The following is a 16,600-nucleotide window of genomic DNA, read 5'->3' on the forward strand; positions in this document are numbered from 1 at the left end:
CACGGCGGCCCCGGCCACTTGGTCCGAGTCCAAAGGTGGTGGTTTTGGGACCGATCGCTACTCCAGTGAGCTGCTACCGGGTGCCTACGCCGCAACCGGATCGCGAAGGCGATCGCCGGCGGCTTTAGGAGGGGTGGGTGTTTGACTTCGGGGCGTTGCCGCCCGAGATCAATTCGGGCCGGATGTACACCGGTCCCGGATCGGGGCCGTTGATGGCTGCAGCTTCGGCATGGGATGGACTGGCCGCTGAACTAGCCACTGCCGCAACTGGTTACAGTTCGGTGATTACCGAGTTGACCAGCGCGCCCTGGCTCGGCCCGGCGTCACGGTCGATGATTTCGGCGGTCGCGCCGTATGTCAGCTGGCTCGGTGCCGCGGCTGCCCAGACGGAGGAGGCCGCCAGCCAGGCTCGCGCGGCCGCGGCCGCCTTCGAGACCGCGTTTACGATCACGGTGCCGCCCCCAGTGATCGCCGCCAACCGCGTGTTGTTGATGACGTTGATCGCCACAAATTTCTTTGGGCAAAACACCCCCGCGATTGCGGCTACCGAAGCGCAGTACCTGGAGATGTGGGCCCAGGACGCCACCGCCATGTACGGATATGCTGGCGCGTCTGCGCTCGCCACGGAGTTGACCCGCTTCACGTCACCATCAAGTACCGCGAACCCGGGCGACGTCGGCGGCCAATCTGCGGCTGTTGCCCAAGCCGCGGCCACGCCGATAGGTGACTCCGCTCAGACCATCACGGCCACGATCCCACAACTGCTTTCCGCAGCCGGTGCGCCCCAGGGCGTCCAGCAACTCGCGTTGTCTTCAATGTCGTCCTCGTTGTCGCCGTCGGCCGCGTCGTCACCCACGGTGTGGGAGATCATCAAGACAAACGTGCAGAACTTCCTGACATATGGGCTGCCCACCCCGGATAACAACTGGGCCGGGCTGTACCCCGGTATGTACAACGCTTTGCGACAGACACTGCAAGCCTATTTCGGAGTGGGCCTAGGCAACTTTGGTTGGAGCATGGCCCAGCAGCTGCAAACCGGTCTTGGTACCACCGCCGGCGCGGGTGGTGCCTGGTATCCGACACCGGAATTCGCCGCCCTTGGTGCGGGTGGCTGGAATTGGCATGGCGCAGCAAGCTTTGCATCATCCACCAAGATCGGCGGGCTTTCGGTGCCGTCAAGTTGGGGCAGCCCGCCCGGCGCCGTGGAGCAGGCCGCCACGAAAGTAATGAGTGCCGACTTCACGACCTCGCCGAGTGAAGCGAACCCCGCCAATGGACTCAACGCTGCGCTGCGCGGAGGAGTCCCGCTCGCATCGCGTGGCACCCAGCGCTCGGGCTATCTGGGCGTCCGCTACGGATTCCGCTACAACGTGCTCACCCGTCCGCCGTCCGCCGGATAGCGCCATGCCACGCCCGATCAGCGCATGGAAGTGCCCAACAAATGAATAGCAATCGTCCGACAGCAAGTAATTCGCAGCGATGGGGCGCTGCGAACCGCGAACGAACTAGCCTTATGGGCAACCTCGGCAATCACTCCGGACTGTCGTCGAGCCCAAAGGTTATTGAGGAGGAGATCACATGTCGTTTGTGACCACACAACCAGAGGCGCTGGCGGCCGCGGCGAGCACCCTACAGGGGATCGGTGCGACGATGAGCGCTCAGAATGCGGCGGCCGCGGCGCCCACGACGGGCGTGGTGCCGGCAGCCGCCGATGAGGTTTCAGCGCTGACCGCCGCGCAGTTTGCCGCGCACGCTCAGATGTATCAGGCCGTCAGCGCTCAGGCCGCGGCAATTCACGAAATGTTCGTCAACACCCTGGGCATCAGCTCAGGGTCGTACGCGGCGACCGAGGCGGCCAACGCGGCCGCGGCCGGCTAAGGAGTCAGAACATGGCGATAGATTTTGGCACGTTACCGCCCGAGGTCACGTCCACGATGATGTACTCCGGGCCGGGATCATCCTCCATGGTGGCCGCGGCCTCGGCCTGGAACGCGCTGGCCGCGGAGCTCGCTTCGACGGCGCAGGGCTACATCACCGTTCTTACCCAGCTGGCGAGCGAAGAATGGCTGGGCCCCGCTTCGGGGACGATGGTGCAGGCCGTCCAACCGTATGTCACCTGGATGACGGCGACGGCTGCCCAGGCCGAGCAGGCCGCCATCCAGGCAAGGGCGGCTGCCGCGGCTTTTGACACGGCGTTCGCATCGGTGGTACCCCCGCCGTTGATCGCGGCCAACCGCGCCGAGCTGGCCCAGGCGCTGCAGACCAACCTGTTCGGCCTGAATAACGGCGTGATCGCGCAGCTGGAAGCCCAATACGCGGAAATGTGGGCACAAGACTCCTCGGCGATGTACAGCTATGCCGGGTCGTCCGCGGCGGCCACCAAGGTCGAGGCGTTCAGCAATGCTCCGGAGATCGCCAACCAGGCAGGCACGGCCTCCCAGGCTGCCGCAGTCACCGCGGCGCAGGCCGGCCCGGCCGCCACGGTCCAGGGTTACCTCAACCAGATCACCAGCCAACTAGGACAACTCGCCACACCCGCCGGCACGTCGAGCTTGGTGTCACAGATCGGGGCAAGCAATCCGATCCTGACCGAGATCTGGTTCCTCCTGACCGGTCAAACCGTGCTGCCCAACAACCTGGGCACCTTCATGCAGGGCTACTCGAACTACGCGAGCTTCTTCTATAACACCGAGGGTCTGCCGTATTTCAGTGTTGGTATGGGCAACTTCGGTATCCAGATGGCCAAGACAGCGGGACTACTGAACACCGCGGCACCCGCCGCCGCGGCCGCCATCCCGACACCTCCCGGGATCGGCGGGATCCTCGGCGCCGGCGCCGGTGCCGGCAGCCAGGTGGCGGCGGGGTTGGGCAGCGGTGCCCACGTCGGATCGCTGGCCGTTCCGGCATCGTGGCCAGGAGCGACGGTGGCGTCGGCGGTGCGCCCGGCCGTTCAGGCGATCAGTGAACCCATCACCGCACCCGATGCCGGGGCGGCAAATGTGGTGGGGGGCATGCCCGTGGCCGGAACGGGCGCCGGGCGCGGGCTCGGATCAGGGCCCAAGTATGGATTCAAACCGACCGTCATGGCCCGCCCGCTGCCCGCCGGCTAGCCGCAGACCCAACACAAGAGACGTCAGCAAGGAGTGTCACATCAAGGGAGCACCTAACATGTTGATCCGCATATTGGTTACGGCCTTCGCACTACTTGCCCCCCTGGGATCGGTCGCGACCGCTCATGCCGACAGCAATGACGACAAGTTCCTGGCAGAGCTGCAATCCGAGGGCATTACCGACCACGTTTCCCCCTCACATGCGATCCTGGCTGGGCACGTCGTGTGCCAGAAGCTGGCGAGTGGCATGACCGCCACCCAAGTCGCGTATGACGTGCTAAACAGCAGTTCTATGCCTAGCTATCATTCCGGCTACTTCGTCGGTGCGGCCATTGACGCGTACTGCCCGCAATACCGGCCCGAGGAGAGCGAGCTCCATCACTGATGGCGCAGCCGTAGCCAAATAGAAACTGTTGCAACACTTTTAGCGAGTTCTCACCGCAGTCAGTTTGCCGCGGACGACCTTTGGCGGCCCCTGCGATACCGCTGCCGGCCGATACCGTGCGGGGTTCCCCACGATCGGCATGGCACCTCACCCCAGGCGCGAGGACACTCACCCAACGCGGCATATCGACGATGGCACCGGCCCAACCACGGGAATTCGCGTGGGCCAACACTGGTCCGGGCACCGAAAACCCGTGAGATTATCCGCGACCGGATTTTTAACCCGCCACCGGCCTCACAACCTGTTGAGCGATGATCCGACATCCACGGCACAGCGGCGCCGTTCGCCGGTTCCGCTTCCGTTGGCTGCGATATTTGCGCAGGTCATGCTTGCGCGCCCCGGTCGACTACCAGGGAGGGGCGCCCGGCATACCCCGCCGTCGTCGCGGTCGGATGGTGCGACTCAACGGCGGCCATGCGTGGCACCGAGTAGGGCACCCCAACGCCTCGGCGGCATAGCCTCACACTCGAGCGTGCCCCCGGTCTCTCCGGGCATGATTGTCGAGAGGAACCCGCATGTCGTTTGCTACACGGCGGCCGAAGATGCGGGTTGTGGTTGTTGTTCCACGGCGGGGGAGCGGCTCCGCTGGTTGGGCGTTAGACGGTTGACGCCGAATGGATTTCGGGAAGCTACCGCCGGAGGTCAACTCGGCTCGCATGTACGCCGGCGCGGGGTCGGCGCCGATGCTGGCCGCAGCCACGGGGTGGGATCAACTCGCATCGGAGCTGAATCTGGCGGCCGCTGGCTATGGATTGGTGGTTTCCGAGCTAGCCAATACCAGCTGGATCGGTCCGGCGTCGATGTTCATGACCGCAGCGGTCACGCCCTATGTGACCTGGCTCGACGTGACCGCCGAGGTGGCTGAACAGACCGCTAGTCAGGCCCGCGCGGCAGCAGCTGCCTACGAGGCCGCATTCGCGATGACAGTGCCACCGGCGGTGATCGCCGCCAACCGTGCGCAGCTGATTTCGCTGACCGCGACAAACTTTTTCGGCCAGAACACGCCCGCGATCGCAGCGACCGAGGCACAGTACGCCGAGATGTGGGCGCAGGACGCGGCAGCGATGTACGGATATGCCGCGTCATCGGCGTTGGCCTCAACGCTGACACCGTTCACCGAGCCGCCGCAGACCACCGATGGCGGTGGGCTTACCCAGCAAGCAGAGGCGGTCGCGCAGGCCGCCGCGACGTTGACGGGCAACGCGTCACGCACCGCCGCGGTGTCGATTCCACAGCCGATCGCCGCTGCGCCCCAAGCAGTTCAACATTTCGCGTCATCAGTGGCCACGTCGGGCTCGCCGATCGCCTGGCTCAAGGGTGTATTGACCGAGCTCGCCACCTTGTCACCCGCGGAGCGGACCACCTTGGTTCGGCTATGGGCAAACCTGTACTACGGGCTGGGTATGTCGCAATCGCTGGTTTCGATCGCGCAACAGTTGACGTTCGGCCCGGGCGGAACCACGGCGGGTTCGAGTGGAGCCTGGTATCCAACCCCGCAGTTCGCCGCGGTGGGCGGTAGTCCCGCGGCAGTGTCGGCCAGTTTGGCCCGCGCCGACGCGATTGGTGCGCTGTCAGTGCCACCGAGCTGGACCACCGCCGTTCCGGCGCTGGCGAATGAAACTGGCCAAGCCGCGTCGGTTGCCGGTATCGGCGAAGTCCCGGGTGCGCCCACGGAAGGACTTGTGCGCAGTATTCCCTGGGCCGGTGCCGGGCGGCGTAGCGCGGGTGGCTTTGTGCACAAATACGGCTTCCGCTGCAGCGTCGTGACCCGGCCGCCCTCGGCCGGATAGCGGCTCCGGGCGCGGCTGGCGCCCCGCCGCGGTTTGGGCTTTTCCGCGACAGGATTTTATCGGAGTGGACGCGGCCACGCCGTTTCTCATTGTCAGTGCGACCCACCCGCCGCCACCCGTCCAGGGCGCAGGTTGCATCCGCCGTGCCAGGCATTGGCGCAGGTAACACACGGAAATCTGCAGAGATAAGGGCTGCATGCGGCACGCTTGGTGGGGTCGCGTTGTCGCGATCGATTGCTGACGGTATTCGGCCGTCCCGATCGGGTGCCTACGTTGCCGGCAGCGCCATCGACCCAAAGCGCCTAACGTCATTGGCGGGTGATTTCGGTGGGTCACCAACTCCGCAAATTCAAGCGAAATTACGTGGCCCTCGAAATCGGCGATTTAGGGACGGCTAAAGGTCAGCTCGATGGATTTTGGTGCGTTGCCGCCGGAAATTAATTCCGGGCGGATGTATTCGGGACCGGGGTCAGCGCCAATGGTTGCTGCAGCGACTGCCTGGAATGGGCTGGCGGCCGAGCTGAATTCGGTCGCGGTGGGCTATGACAAGGTGATCACTCAACTCGGTGGCGAAGAGTGGCTGGGTCCGGCATCGGCGGCAATGGTTGAGGCGGTCACACCGTTTGTAGTGTGGATGAGCGCGGCAGCGAACCAGGCCGAGGAGGCGGCTGCCCAGGCAAGGACGGCCGCGGCGGCCTTTGAGGCCGCGTTTGCGGCGGTGGTGCCCCCGCCGCTCATCGCGGCCAACCGGGCCGAACTGGTCCGGTTGATATCGACGAACGTTTTCGGACAGAACACGTCGGCGATTGCGGCGACCGAGGCCCAATACGGGCAGATGTGGGCCCAAGACGCCGCGGCCATGTATGGCTATGCGGCCAGTTCCGCCACGGCGTCGACGGTCACACCGTTCACCGAGCCGCCCGCGATCACCAGCCCTTCGGCGCAGACCGGGCAGGCTGCGGCGGTTGCCACGGCCGCCGGCGTCTCCGCCGGCGCAGCCCAGGAGACACTGCGACAGCTACTGTCCGCGCTGCCCACCACGCTGGGGAACCTGGCGGCTCCGCTGACCAGCTCCGTCGGAACCGAGATCGCCTTCCTGCAGTCGTCGCAGGGGCCGCTGTCGTGGCTGTGGCAGATCCTGTTCGGGACGACCACGTTCCCGACTTCGATCTCCGGTCTGCTGACCGCGTTGCAGCCCTACGCGAGCTTCATCTACAACACCGAGGGCCTGCCCTACTTCAGCATCGGCATGGCCAACAACTTTGTTCAGACGTCGAAGACCCTGGGATTGCTCGGCGGCGCGGCGCCCGCCGCCGCATCGGCGCTGGGCGACGCGGCTAAGGGAATGCCGGGCCTCGGTGGCCCGGTGTCGGGGGGACTGGGCAATGCCGCCTCGATTGGGAAGCTATCGGTGCCGCCGGTATGGAGTGAACAGCTGCCGGGGGCCATGCAACCGGGGGCCGCGCCGCTGCCGGTCGGCACCATCAGCGCTGCCCCGGAAGCTGGTCCGGCCAACCTGCTTGGGGGCATGCCGTTGGCCGGATCGGGTGCCGGTGCCGGTGGCGCGGGACCCCGCTACGGCTTCCGCCCGACGGTCATGGCCCGCCCTCCCTTCGCCGGATGACCTTCGAAGGGGGCAAAGGGGTGGCCCAAGACCGCGACCAACCGGACCGCATCGGGCCGGATTCGGCATCGGCGTTCCCACGTAGATCGGTTCGCTGGTCGGTTCGCTGGCCAGTGCACTGCTCGGGGTTTCGCCCGCAGCCGATGCACCAGGGTAAATCTGCTGGTCAGCGGAATGTGACCGGCGGCAGCAACCCCATCGTGCCCGGCGTGTCTGTGAGTTTGCTGAGGCGACGACAAACGCCGTTCAAACCCCGTTGTCCGCTGTTACTGTGTCGTTACAACAGGTGAATTCGCCGTGCCATCGCGTGAACAAATGCGAACAGGTGTCGCAGAAAGCAACCTGGCGCCGCGCCGTCATCTAGTCTCTGCACTAGAGCGGTGCCGGGGATAGTCGAGGGAGGAAACATAGATGTCATTCGTGACCACACAACCGGAAGCGTTGGCCGCTGCCGCTGCAAACCTGCAGGGTATCGGGACAACCATGAGCGCCCAAAACGCCGCCGCCGCGGCTCCCACTACGGGCGTAGTGCCGGCGGCCGCCGACGAGGTATCGGCGCTGACCGCGGCGCAGTTCGCCGCCCACGCGCAGATGTATCAAGCCGTCAGCGCACAAGCCGCGGCGATCCACGAAATGTTCGTTAACACCCTGGCAACAAGCTCCGGTTCTTACGCGGCCACCGAGGCCGCCAACGCGGCAGCCGCTGGCTGACCCGCACTGACAGTTTGACAACCGGGGGACGGATCAGCGACTGACGTGAGTTTCACGGGAACCGCTCACGGGGGGAAATGTTTCGGTTCTGCCTATCTGGCCGGGGCAGGGCTCGGGGGTATCACGTGACGCACCCCGCCGATACGGACGTCGAGGTCCGGGTTCAACGTCTCACGTGCCGCAATGCGGAGCCCGGTGGCCGCTGGCTGACGGAAAGGGGGGATCATCCGTGGTTTCTCGGTCGGCGGTTGCGCGCGCGCAGCTGATCGGCCAGCGCGCCGCCAACAACAGATGATCTAGCTACTTCAGTCACACATATTTAGTCACATACCTAGTCAGAAGGAGACCAAAAGCATGACCGCACGCTTTATGACCGACCCGCACGCGATGCGGGACATGGCGGGCCGTTTCGAAATGCACGCTCAGACGGTGGAAGACGAGGCTCGCCGGATGTGGGCGTCCTCCCAAAACATCGCCGGTGCGGGCTGGAGCGGCCTGGCCTCGGCGACCTCGCTAGACACCATGGGCCAGATGAACACCGCCTTCCGCAACATTGTGAACATGCTGCATGGGGTGCGCGACGGGCTGGTCCGGGACGCCAACCACTACGAGACGCAAGAGCAGGCCTCTCAGCAGATCCTCGGCAGCTAGCGCCCAAAGCCACAGCTGCGTACGCTTTCTCAGGTTAGGAGAACATCAACATGACGATTAACTACCAGTTCGGGGATGTCGACGCCCACGGCGCTCTCATCCGCGCCCAGGCCGCCTCGCTCGAGGCCGAGCACCAGGCCATCGTTCGCGATGTGCTGGCTGCCGGTGACTTTTGGGGTGGCGCCGGTTCGGTGGCTTGCCAGGAGTTCATCACCCAGTTGGGCCGTAATTTCCAGGTAATCTACGAGCAGGCCAACGCCCACGGCCAGAAGGTTCAAGCCGCCGGCAACAACATGGCGCAGACCGACAGCGCCGTCGGCTCTAGCTGGGCCTAAAACCGAACTTCAGGCGCGGCAGCACACCAAGTAGTCGGTGTGCTGCCGTGTCCTGCAGTCACAAGCACCGCGATCATTCGCGATCACAAGGACTTTTGAGGATAGGGATGGATCAACAGAGCACGCGCACCGATATCACCGTCAACGTGGACGGCTTCTGGATGCTCCAGGCGCTGCTGGATATCCGGCACGTTGCGCCCGAGCTGCGGTGCCGGCCATATGTATCCACCGACTCGAATGATTGGCTCAATGAGCATCCGGGAATGGCGATCATGCGAGAGCAGGGCATCGTCGTCGGCGACACGGTCAACGAGCAGGTGGCTACCCGGATGAGGGTGCTCGCCGCCCCTGACCTCGAGGTGGTCGCCCTGCTGTCGCGCGGCAAGCTGCTGTACGGGGTGGTCGACGACGAGAATCAGCCACCAGGCTCACGCGACATACCTGACAACGAATTCCGCGTGGTGCTGGCCCGCCGCGGCCAACACTGGGTATCGGCGGTCCGGGTAGGCAACGACATCACCGTGGACGACGTCTCCGTCACTGACAGCGCATCGATCGCTGCGCTGGTGATCGATGGCCTCGAGTCCATTCACCACGCCGACGCCGCCGCGATCAACGCGGTCAACGTCCCGCTGGAGGAGATGCTGGAGGCAACCAAATCCTGGCAGGAATCTGGCTTCAATGTGTTCTCCGGTGGCGACCTACGGCGCATGGGTATCAGCGCTTCCACGGTGGCGGCACTTGGACAGGCCCTCTCGGATCCCGCCGCCGAAGTCGCGGTATATGCGCGGCAGTATCGCGACGACGCCAAGGGGCCCAGCGCGTCGGTGTTGTCGCTCAAAGACGGATCGGGGGGGCGGATTGCGCTATACCAGCAAGCACGGACAGCCGGTTCGGGGGAGGCCTGGCTGGCAATCTGTCCGGCCACCCCACAGCTGGTGCAAGTCGGGGTGAAGACGGTGCTGGACACGTTGCCATATGGCGAGTGGAAAACGCACAGCAGAGTTTGATAACCGCTTACGAAATCCGGAGTGCAACAAAGTTATTGAGCATAAAATGCGATCAAGATGCGAACGCGTCATACTGCTCTACAATCAGCAACAAAACTGAAAAGTAACATCAACCACAACCATTAGTCGCAAGGCGAGGCAAATGAATTTGGAGTTAGTCGAGCCGCAAATCAAAGCGGGCTACGGCGCCTCGGTGGCTACACCGACACAGCCCCGTATGCGGCTGCAGTCACCCGGCAACACATTCGCCACCGCAGGGGGTACAGGACGATGACCGCAGTAGTAGCTGACGCGCCTCAGTCTGATCTAGAGGGCGTATCGTCGCCGCGGGGAGTCGTCGTCGGCATCATGGCCGGCGAGGGTGTCCAGATTGGTGTGCTGCTCGACGCCAACGCTCCGGTTTCGGTGATGACCGACCCGCTGCTAAAGGTGGTCAACAGCCGACTCAAGGAACTCGGCGAGACACCGCTGGAAGCCACCGGGCGCGGCAGGTGGGCGCTATGTCTGGTCGATGGGTCGCCGTTGCGCGCCGCCCATTCACTAACTGAACAAGACGTCTACGACGGCGACCGGTTGTGGATCCGCTTCATTCCCGATAGCGAACATCGATCGCAGGTCATCGAGCACATCTCCACCGCGGTTGCCTCCAATCTCAGCAAGCGGTTCGCCTCAATCGACCCGATGGTTGCCGTGCAGGTCGGGGCCTCCATGGTGGCGACAGGCGTGATTCTTGCGTCGGGAGTGCTCGGCTGGTGGCGGTGGCACCACAACACGTGGTTGACCACGATCTTCGCCTCGGTGATCACCGTGATGGTGTTCACGGTGGCCATGTTGCTGTTGATGCGCGCGGAATCGGATGCCGATCGCCGTGTCGCCGATCTAATGCTTATGTGCGGTCTGGCCCCGCTGACCGTAGCGGCCGCGGCGGCACCGCCGGGACCGGTCGGGTCCCCGCAAGCTGTGTTGGGTTTCGGCGTCTTGACGGTCGGCGCCACCCTGGCGCTACGGTTCACCGGCCGTCGGCTGGGAATCTATACCGCAATCATCACCATCAGTGGGCTGACGACAATCGCCAGCCTGTCCCGGATGGTGGCTGCCACCAGCGCGGTCACGTTGTTTGCCAGCATGGTGCTGGTCTGCGTCGTGCTCTACCATGCCGCACCCGCCCTGTCGCGGCGGCTGTCAGGAATCCGGCTGCCGGTGTTCCCGTCGGCTACCAGTCGCTGGGTTTTCGAGGCTCGTCCAGATCTGCCCACCACAGTGGTGCGGTCCGGAGGCGGCCCGGCGACCCTGGAAGGGCCCGCGTCCGTGCGCGACGTGCTCTTGCAAGCCGAACGGGCCCGCTCGTTCTTGAGCGGCTTGCTTGTCGGGCTGGGTGTTCTGATGGTGGTGTCGCTGACTTCGCTGTGCAATCCACACACCCATGAGCGCTGGCTTCCGCTGATCCTTGCTGGATTCACCGCGGGTTTCCTGATGTTGCGCGGCCGTTCCTATGTCGACCGGTGGCAGGCGATCACGCTGGCGGGCACCGCCGTGATCATCGTCGCCGCCGTGGCCGTTCGGTATGCTCTGGTGTTGTCGTCACCGTTGTCCGTTTCGATTGTTGCGGCGCTCCTGGTGCTGCTGCCTGCAGCGGGCCTGACCGCCGCGGCCGTGGTGCCGAACACCATCTATAGCCCGTTGTTCCGTAAGTTCGTGGAATGGGTCGAATACCTCTGCCTGATGCCGATCTTCCCGCTGGCATTGTGGTTGATGAACGTCTATGCAGCGATTAGGTACCGCTAGCAGCAGGTCGCGGCGTGGTCGCGCGTTGAGCGCGACCTTCGCCGCGACCTTGCTTGCCTCGGGCGCATTAGCTGGTTTGCCGCCGGCCTACGCAATTTCGCCGCCGACAATCGATCTGGCGGCATTGCCGCCGGACGGTCCGCCCGGACCGGTCTCGCCGATGAAGCAGACCTCATACTGCACCGAGGTCGGGGTGATACCCGGCACCGATTTTCAGTTGCAGCCGAGATACATGGACATGCTCAACCTGAAAGAGGCGTGGCAATTTGGCCGCGGTGCTGGTGTGAAAGTCGCAGTCATCGACACCGGTGTGACGCCGCACCCGAGATTCCCGCACCTGATCCCCGGCGGTGACTATGTGATGGCCGGCGGTGACGGGTTACAGGATTGCGACGCGCACGGCACCATCGTGGCGTCGATGATCGGCGCCGCCCCGGCCAGCGGGGCGTTGCCCCCGCCGGCGGTACCGCGTCGGCCGGTGACCATTCCCACGACGGAGAAGCCACCGCCGCCCCAGACCGTGACGCTGTCACCGGTACCGCCGCAAACGGTGACGGTGGTTCCGGCGCCACCGCCGGAGGAAGGGGCTCCGCCGGGCGAGCCGGCACCTGGTCCATTGCCGCCGCCGGCTCCCGGTCCGGCTCCCTCGGGTCACCGCGGCGGCGGCACGGTGACGATACCCAGTTACTCCGGTGGCCGGCAGGTGATCGGCGTCGATCACCCCGGCACTCCCCGCCCGCTCGAGCCGACACCCGCACCGGCGCCCGATGCGTTCAGCGGCATTGCACCGGATGTCGAATTGATTTCCATCCGCCAAACAAGCCAGGCGTTCGGACTGAAGGACCCGTACACCGGCGACGAGGATCCCCAGACACAGCAAAAGATCGACAACGTCCAGACGATGGCACGCGCGATCGTGCATGCTGCCAACATGGGAGCTCAGGTAATCAACATCTCGGATGTGACGTGCATGAGCGCCCGCAATGTGATCGACCAGAACGCGTTGGGCGCCGCGATCCACTATGCGGCCGTCGACAAGAACGTGGTGATTGTGGCGGCGGCCGGCGACAGCAGCAAGAAGGATTGCAAGCAAAACCCGATCTTTGACCCGTTGGCGCCCGACGACCCTCGTGACTGGAATGCGGTCACCACGGTGGTTACTCCCTCGTGGTTCCACGACTATGTACTCACCGTCGGCGCGGTCGACTCTGATGGTCAACCGATGAGCAAGATGAGTATCGCGGGGCCGTGGGTGTCGATCTCCGCGCCGGGCACCGACGTCATCGGGCTGTCGCCTCGCGACGACGGCTTGATCAACGCGATCGACGGTCCAGACAACACGTTGTTGGTGCCGGCCGGGACTAGCTTCTCGGCCGCGATAGTGTCCGGTGTGGTTGCCCTTGTCCGGGCCAAGTTCCCCGAGCTGTCGGCATATCAGATCAAGAATCGGTTGATTCACACTGCCAGGCCGCCCGCCCGGGGAGTGGACAACCAGGTCGGCTACGGTGTGGTGGACCCGGTGGCCGCACTGACATGGGATGTGCCCGAAGGACCGGTCAAACCACCGAAGCAATTGTCGGCACCGCTGGAGCTGCCGAAGCCGCCCGCGGAGCGCAATATGGTGCCAATATGGGTGGCTGCCGGTGGATTAACCGGAGCACTACTGATAGGCGGTGCGGTGTTCGGTACTGCAACACTGATGCGGAGATCACGGAAGCGGCGATGAAAGCTCAGAGTAGGTTCGGGTTGGCTTTGTCGTGGCCGCGGTTAACGACAGTCTTCTTGGTTGACGTTCTCATCTTGATTGTGGCCAGCCATTGTCCGGCATCCTGGCAGGGCGAGAAGCACATCGCCTGGTGGGTTGGGGTGGGACTGGCGGTGTTGGTGACCTTGTTGTCGGTCGTCACCTATCACGGCATCACGGTGATCTCCGGCGTTGCCGCGTGGCTTTGGGATTGGTCTGCCGACCCCGGCACTGCGTTGGGTGCCGGCTGTACGCCGGCGGCCGACCATCAACGCCGCTTCGGCCGGGACACGGTCGGGGTCCGCGAGTATCAGGGCCGGTTGGTCGCGGTGATCGCCGTCGACGGCGGTGAAGGCGACCAGTCCGGCCGACACCGGCACCGAATGTCGGCGACGGCGGTGGTGCCGGTGGCCACGGTCGCCGATAGCTTGCGTCAATTCGATATTGAGCTGGATAGCGTCGAAATCGTGTCGGTAGAGGTGCGTGGCGGCGTCGAGGCCGCCAGGGCATCGGCATCACTGGAGGAGTGGGGCCCCGAGGAGTGGGGAGTGGTGGGTGATCAACCCGCTGCCAACCGGCGCCGAACCTGGTTGGTGTTGCGGATGAATCCGCAGCGCAATGTGGCCGCGATAGCGTGTCGCGATTCGTTGGCCGCGACGTTGGTGACTGCGACCGAACGGCTGGCTCAGGACCTGGACGGTCAGAGTTGTGCTGCCCGGCCACTAACCGCTGATGAGTTCGCCGACGTTGATAGTGCGGTACTTGCGGAGCTGGAACCCACCTGGAGTCGTCCAGGTTGGCGTCATCTCAAGCATTTCAATGGTTATGCGACCAGCTTCTGGGTAACGCCATCGAACATCGATTCGGGAACCATCGATCAGTTGTGGTTGTCGGATGCCTCCGAAGTTAGCGCCACCGTGGTCACGGTGCGGCTGACCACTCGGGCGGGGCGACCGCAAGTATCGGCGTGGGTGCGCTACCACAGCGACGAACGCCTACCCAAGGAGCTAACCGCTGGCCTCAACCGCCTCACCGGGCGCCAGTTGGCAGCGGTACGGGCAAGTCTGCCGGCTCCGGCGACCCGCCCCCAATTGGTCGTCCCCGCTCGCGATCTGAGAGATCACGAGGAGCTGGAACTGCCCGTGGGTCCGATACAGGAGCACACAACAAGCTCGCCAGCAGGGCCATGACCCGCGCGCAGTCAGCTGCCGACGACGCCCGCAACGCGATGGTCGCCGGTCTTCTGGCATCGGGCATCTCGGTCAACGGCCTGCAGCCCAGCCACAATCCGCAGGTGGCGGCACAAATGTTCACCACCGCAACCAAGCTGGATCCCGGGATGTGCGATGCGTGGCTGGCGCGGATACTGGCCGGTGACCAAAGCATCGAGGTACTCGCCGGCGCGTGGGCTGCGGTACGAACTTTCGGTTGGGAAACACGCCGCCTCGGTGTCACCGACCTGCAGTTCCGCCCCGAGGTGTCCGACGGGCTGTTTCTGCGTCTCGCGGTGACCAGTGTGGATTCATTGGCCTGTGCCTACGCGGCGGTGCTCGCCGAGGCCAAGCGCTACCAAGAAGCGTCTGACCTGCTCGACACCACCGATCCCCGGCATCCGTTCGATGCCGAGCTGGTGAGCTATGTGCGAGGTGTGCTGTACTTCCGCACCAAACGCTGGCCCGATGTGCTTGCCCAATTCCCGGAGGCCACGCCGTGGCGTCACCCAGAGCTCAAGGCCGCGGGCGCGGCGATGGCGACCACGGCACTGGCATCGCTTGGAGTCTTCGAAGAGGCCTTCCGGCGGGCACAGGAAGCCATCGAAGGAGATCGGGTCCCGGGCGCGGCCAATATCGCGCTCTACACCCAGGGCATGTGCCTGCGGCATGTCGGCCGCGAGGAGGAAGCCGTCGAACTGTTGCGCCGCGTGTATTCGCGCGATGCCAAGTTCACGCCGGCCCGCGAGGCGCTCGACAACCCCAACTACCGGCTGGTCCTGACCGACCCGGAAACCATTGAGGCCCGAAAAGATCCCTGGGATCCAGATAGCGCGCCTACCCGGGCCCAGACGGAAGCCGCTCGCCATGCCGAGATGGCCGCAAAATACTTGGCGGAGGGGGACGCCGAACTCAATGCGATGCTCGGCATGGAGCAGGCCAAAAAGGAAATCAAACTCATCAAGTCGACCACCAAGGTAAATTTGGCGCGCGCCAAAATGGGACTCCCCGTTCCGGTGACATCCCGGCACACCTTGTTGCTTGGCCCTCCCGGCACCGGGAAGACTTCGGTTGCAAGGGCATTCACCAAGCAACTGTGCGGTCTGACCGTGCTACGCAAGCCGCTGGTGGTGGAGACCAGCCGCACCAAGCTGTTGGGCCGGTACATGGCCGATGCGGAGAAGAACACCGAGGAAATGCTTGAGGGCGCGCTGGGCGGCGCTGTCTTCTTCGATGAGATGCACACCCTGCACGAGAAGGGCTATTCCCAGGGCGACCCGTACGGCAATGCGATCATCAACACCCTGCTGCTGTACATGGAGAACCATCGCGACGAGCTGGTCGTGTTCGGCGCGGGCTATGCCAAGGCAATGGAAAAGATGCTCGAGGTGAATCAGGGCCTGCGACGGCGCTTTTCGACGGTGATCGAGTTCTTCAGCTACACGCCGGAGGAGCTGATCGCGCTGACCCGGTTGATGGGCCAGGAGAACGAAGACGTCATCACCGACGAGTCCGCGCAAGTGCTATTCCCGTCGTACACCAGGTTCTACAACGATCAGAGCTATTCCGAGGATGGCGATCTGATCCGGGGCATCGACATGCTGGGCAACGCCGGGTTTGTGCGAAACGTCGTCGAAAAGGCGCGGGATCATCGCAGTTTCCGCCTCGACGACGAGGATCTCGACGATGTGCTGAACAGCGAGCTGACCGAATTCAGTGAGATCCAAATGCGCCGCTTCCGAGAACTCACTCGCGAGGACCTTGCCGAAGGCCTTGGTGCCGCAGTGGCGGAGAAGAAGACGAGCTAGATCTCGTCTTTGCCGAAGACCGGCACAGCTAACCCGCGGCGGTCATGCTTCTCGGGAATCGACGACCGCAGCCGTACCTGCCGCTTTCCCGGTCGCTATCCCCGCGAGTCGCGTTGACCGTGGATTGGTCCCCGGTGCACCATGACGCTGGAAGCCCCTCCCCGCTGACATTTACTACCCGGAAGTGGCCTTGACATCGGAATCGACCTCGAACGTCGCAGGACCCTCACGGTTGAGATGGCTCGCGCGGGTCGCGGATTGAGGCTAACCGACCTCGCTCGGCGCCGTCGCCGGATACGCTGTGTCATGCCAAAGCATGCAGGCCGTGCGCTATCGCCTCTAGCAAATTTCGTCGGAGGGCTTCGGCGCGGGCTTG

14 protein-coding genes are annotated in these 16,600 nt (G+C 64.4%); all 14 read left to right on the forward strand.

The window, feature by feature from the left end; translation table 11 throughout:
• Positions 1–137: 137 nt before the first annotated feature.
• Positions 138–1,400: a PPE family protein gene (locus tag MB901379_RS11865; protein WP_158016874.1), complete on the forward strand. Its 1,263-nt coding sequence runs from the start codon at positions 138–140 to the stop codon at positions 1,398–1,400.
• Positions 1,401–1,578: 178 nt separating this feature from the next.
• Entirely contained in the window at positions 1,579–1,878 is a 300-nt protein-coding gene (locus tag MB901379_RS11870) for a PE family protein (protein WP_158016875.1), read from the forward strand.
• A gap of 11 nt (positions 1,879–1,889) precedes the next feature.
• Positions 1,890–3,110 carry a PPE family protein gene (locus MB901379_RS11875; RefSeq protein ID WP_158016876.1) on the forward strand — a complete coding sequence of 407 codons (1,221 nt, stop codon included), beginning with the start codon at positions 1,890–1,892 and terminating at the stop codon, positions 3,108–3,110.
• 58 nt (positions 3,111–3,168) lie between these two features.
• On the forward strand, positions 3,169–3,495 hold the full coding sequence (locus MB901379_RS11880) for a DUF732 domain-containing protein (protein ID WP_158016877.1): 327 nt from the start codon (positions 3,169–3,171) through the stop codon (positions 3,493–3,495).
• Between the two features lie 674 nt (positions 3,496–4,169).
• Positions 4,170–5,345 carry a PPE family protein gene (locus tag MB901379_RS11885; RefSeq protein WP_158016878.1) on the forward strand — a complete coding sequence of 392 codons (1,176 nt, stop codon included), beginning with the start codon at positions 4,170–4,172 and terminating at the stop codon, positions 5,343–5,345.
• Positions 5,346–5,754: 409 nt separating this feature from the next.
• Positions 5,755–6,969 carry a PPE family protein gene (locus MB901379_RS11890; RefSeq protein ID WP_158016879.1) on the forward strand — a complete coding sequence of 405 codons (1,215 nt, stop codon included), beginning with the start codon at positions 5,755–5,757 and terminating at the stop codon, positions 6,967–6,969.
• 411 nt (positions 6,970–7,380) lie between these two features.
• Positions 7,381–7,680: a type VII secretion system ESX-5 target PE19 gene (locus MB901379_RS11895; protein WP_012394388.1), complete on the forward strand. Its 300-nt coding sequence runs from the start codon at positions 7,381–7,383 to the stop codon at positions 7,678–7,680.
• Between the two features lie 354 nt (positions 7,681–8,034).
• Positions 8,035–8,331 (forward strand): WXG100 family type VII secretion target, encoded by a 297-nt coding sequence (locus tag MB901379_RS11900; protein ID WP_158016880.1) that lies wholly within the window; start codon positions 8,035–8,037, stop codon positions 8,329–8,331.
• Positions 8,332–8,381: 50 nt separating this feature from the next.
• Entirely contained in the window at positions 8,382–8,666 is a 285-nt protein-coding gene (gene esxN / locus MB901379_RS11905) for an effector (RefSeq protein WP_158016881.1), read from the forward strand.
• 107 nt (positions 8,667–8,773) lie between these two features.
• Positions 8,774–9,676: an ESX secretion-associated protein EspG gene (locus MB901379_RS11910; RefSeq protein ID WP_158016882.1), complete on the forward strand. Its 903-nt coding sequence runs from the start codon at positions 8,774–8,776 to the stop codon at positions 9,674–9,676.
• 270 nt (positions 9,677–9,946) lie between these two features.
• Positions 9,947–11,461, forward strand: a complete 1,515-nt coding sequence (gene eccD, locus MB901379_RS11915; RefSeq protein WP_158016883.1) for a type VII secretion integral membrane protein EccD — start codon at positions 9,947–9,949, stop codon at positions 11,459–11,461.
• Complete coding sequence (gene mycP / locus MB901379_RS11920; RefSeq protein ID WP_158016884.1) at positions 11,439–13,187, forward strand: type VII secretion-associated serine protease mycosin; 1,749 nt, start codon at positions 11,439–11,441, stop codon at positions 13,185–13,187. Before eccD ends, mycP begins: the two co-directional genes overlap by 23 nt.
• Positions 13,184–14,395 carry a type VII secretion protein EccE gene (gene eccE / locus MB901379_RS11925; RefSeq protein WP_158016885.1) on the forward strand — a complete coding sequence of 404 codons (1,212 nt, stop codon included), beginning with the start codon at positions 13,184–13,186 and terminating at the stop codon, positions 14,393–14,395. The genes mycP and eccE overlap by 4 nt, the downstream gene beginning before the upstream one ends.
• Positions 14,392–16,224 carry a type VII secretion system ESX-5 AAA family ATPase EccA5 gene (gene eccA5, locus MB901379_RS11930; RefSeq protein WP_158016886.1) on the forward strand — a complete coding sequence of 611 codons (1,833 nt, stop codon included), beginning with the start codon at positions 14,392–14,394 and terminating at the stop codon, positions 16,222–16,224. Before eccE ends, eccA5 begins: the two co-directional genes overlap by 4 nt.
• The last annotated feature ends 376 nt before the right edge of the window (positions 16,225–16,600 follow it).

It is taken from the genome of Mycobacterium basiliense (assembly GCF_900292015.1).
Taxonomy (GTDB): domain Bacteria; phylum Actinomycetota; class Actinomycetes; order Mycobacteriales; family Mycobacteriaceae; genus Mycobacterium; species Mycobacterium basiliense.

Bases quoted from the DNA above. Each gene is read 5' to 3' on its own strand.
- MB901379_RS11890 (WP_158016879.1), top strand. From the start codon at position 5,755: ATGGATTTTGGTGCGTTGCCGCCGGAAATTAATTCCGGGCGGATGTAT.
- MB901379_RS11875 (WP_158016876.1), top strand. From the start codon at position 1,890: ATGGCGATAGATTTTGGCACGTTACCGCCCGAGGTCACGTCCACGATG.
- mycP (WP_158016884.1), top strand. From the start codon at position 11,439: ATGCAGCGATTAGGTACCGCTAGCAGCAGGTCGCGGCGTGGTCGCGCG.
- eccD (WP_158016883.1), top strand. From the start codon at position 9,947: ATGACCGCAGTAGTAGCTGACGCGCCTCAGTCTGATCTAGAGGGCGTA.
- MB901379_RS11870 (WP_158016875.1), top strand. From the start codon at position 1,579: ATGTCGTTTGTGACCACACAACCAGAGGCGCTGGCGGCCGCGGCGAGC.
- MB901379_RS11895 (WP_012394388.1), top strand. From the start codon at position 7,381: ATGTCATTCGTGACCACACAACCGGAAGCGTTGGCCGCTGCCGCTGCA.
- esxN (WP_158016881.1), top strand. From the start codon at position 8,382: ATGACGATTAACTACCAGTTCGGGGATGTCGACGCCCACGGCGCTCTC.
- MB901379_RS11880 (WP_158016877.1), top strand. From the start codon at position 3,169: ATGTTGATCCGCATATTGGTTACGGCCTTCGCACTACTTGCCCCCCTG.
- eccA5 (WP_158016886.1), top strand. From the start codon at position 14,392: ATGACCCGCGCGCAGTCAGCTGCCGACGACGCCCGCAACGCGATGGTC.
- eccE (WP_158016885.1), top strand. From the start codon at position 13,184: ATGAAAGCTCAGAGTAGGTTCGGGTTGGCTTTGTCGTGGCCGCGGTTA.
- MB901379_RS11900 (WP_158016880.1), top strand. From the start codon at position 8,035: ATGACCGCACGCTTTATGACCGACCCGCACGCGATGCGGGACATGGCG.
- MB901379_RS11910 (WP_158016882.1), top strand. From the start codon at position 8,774: ATGGATCAACAGAGCACGCGCACCGATATCACCGTCAACGTGGACGGC.
- MB901379_RS11885 (WP_158016878.1), top strand. From the start codon at position 4,170: ATGGATTTCGGGAAGCTACCGCCGGAGGTCAACTCGGCTCGCATGTAC.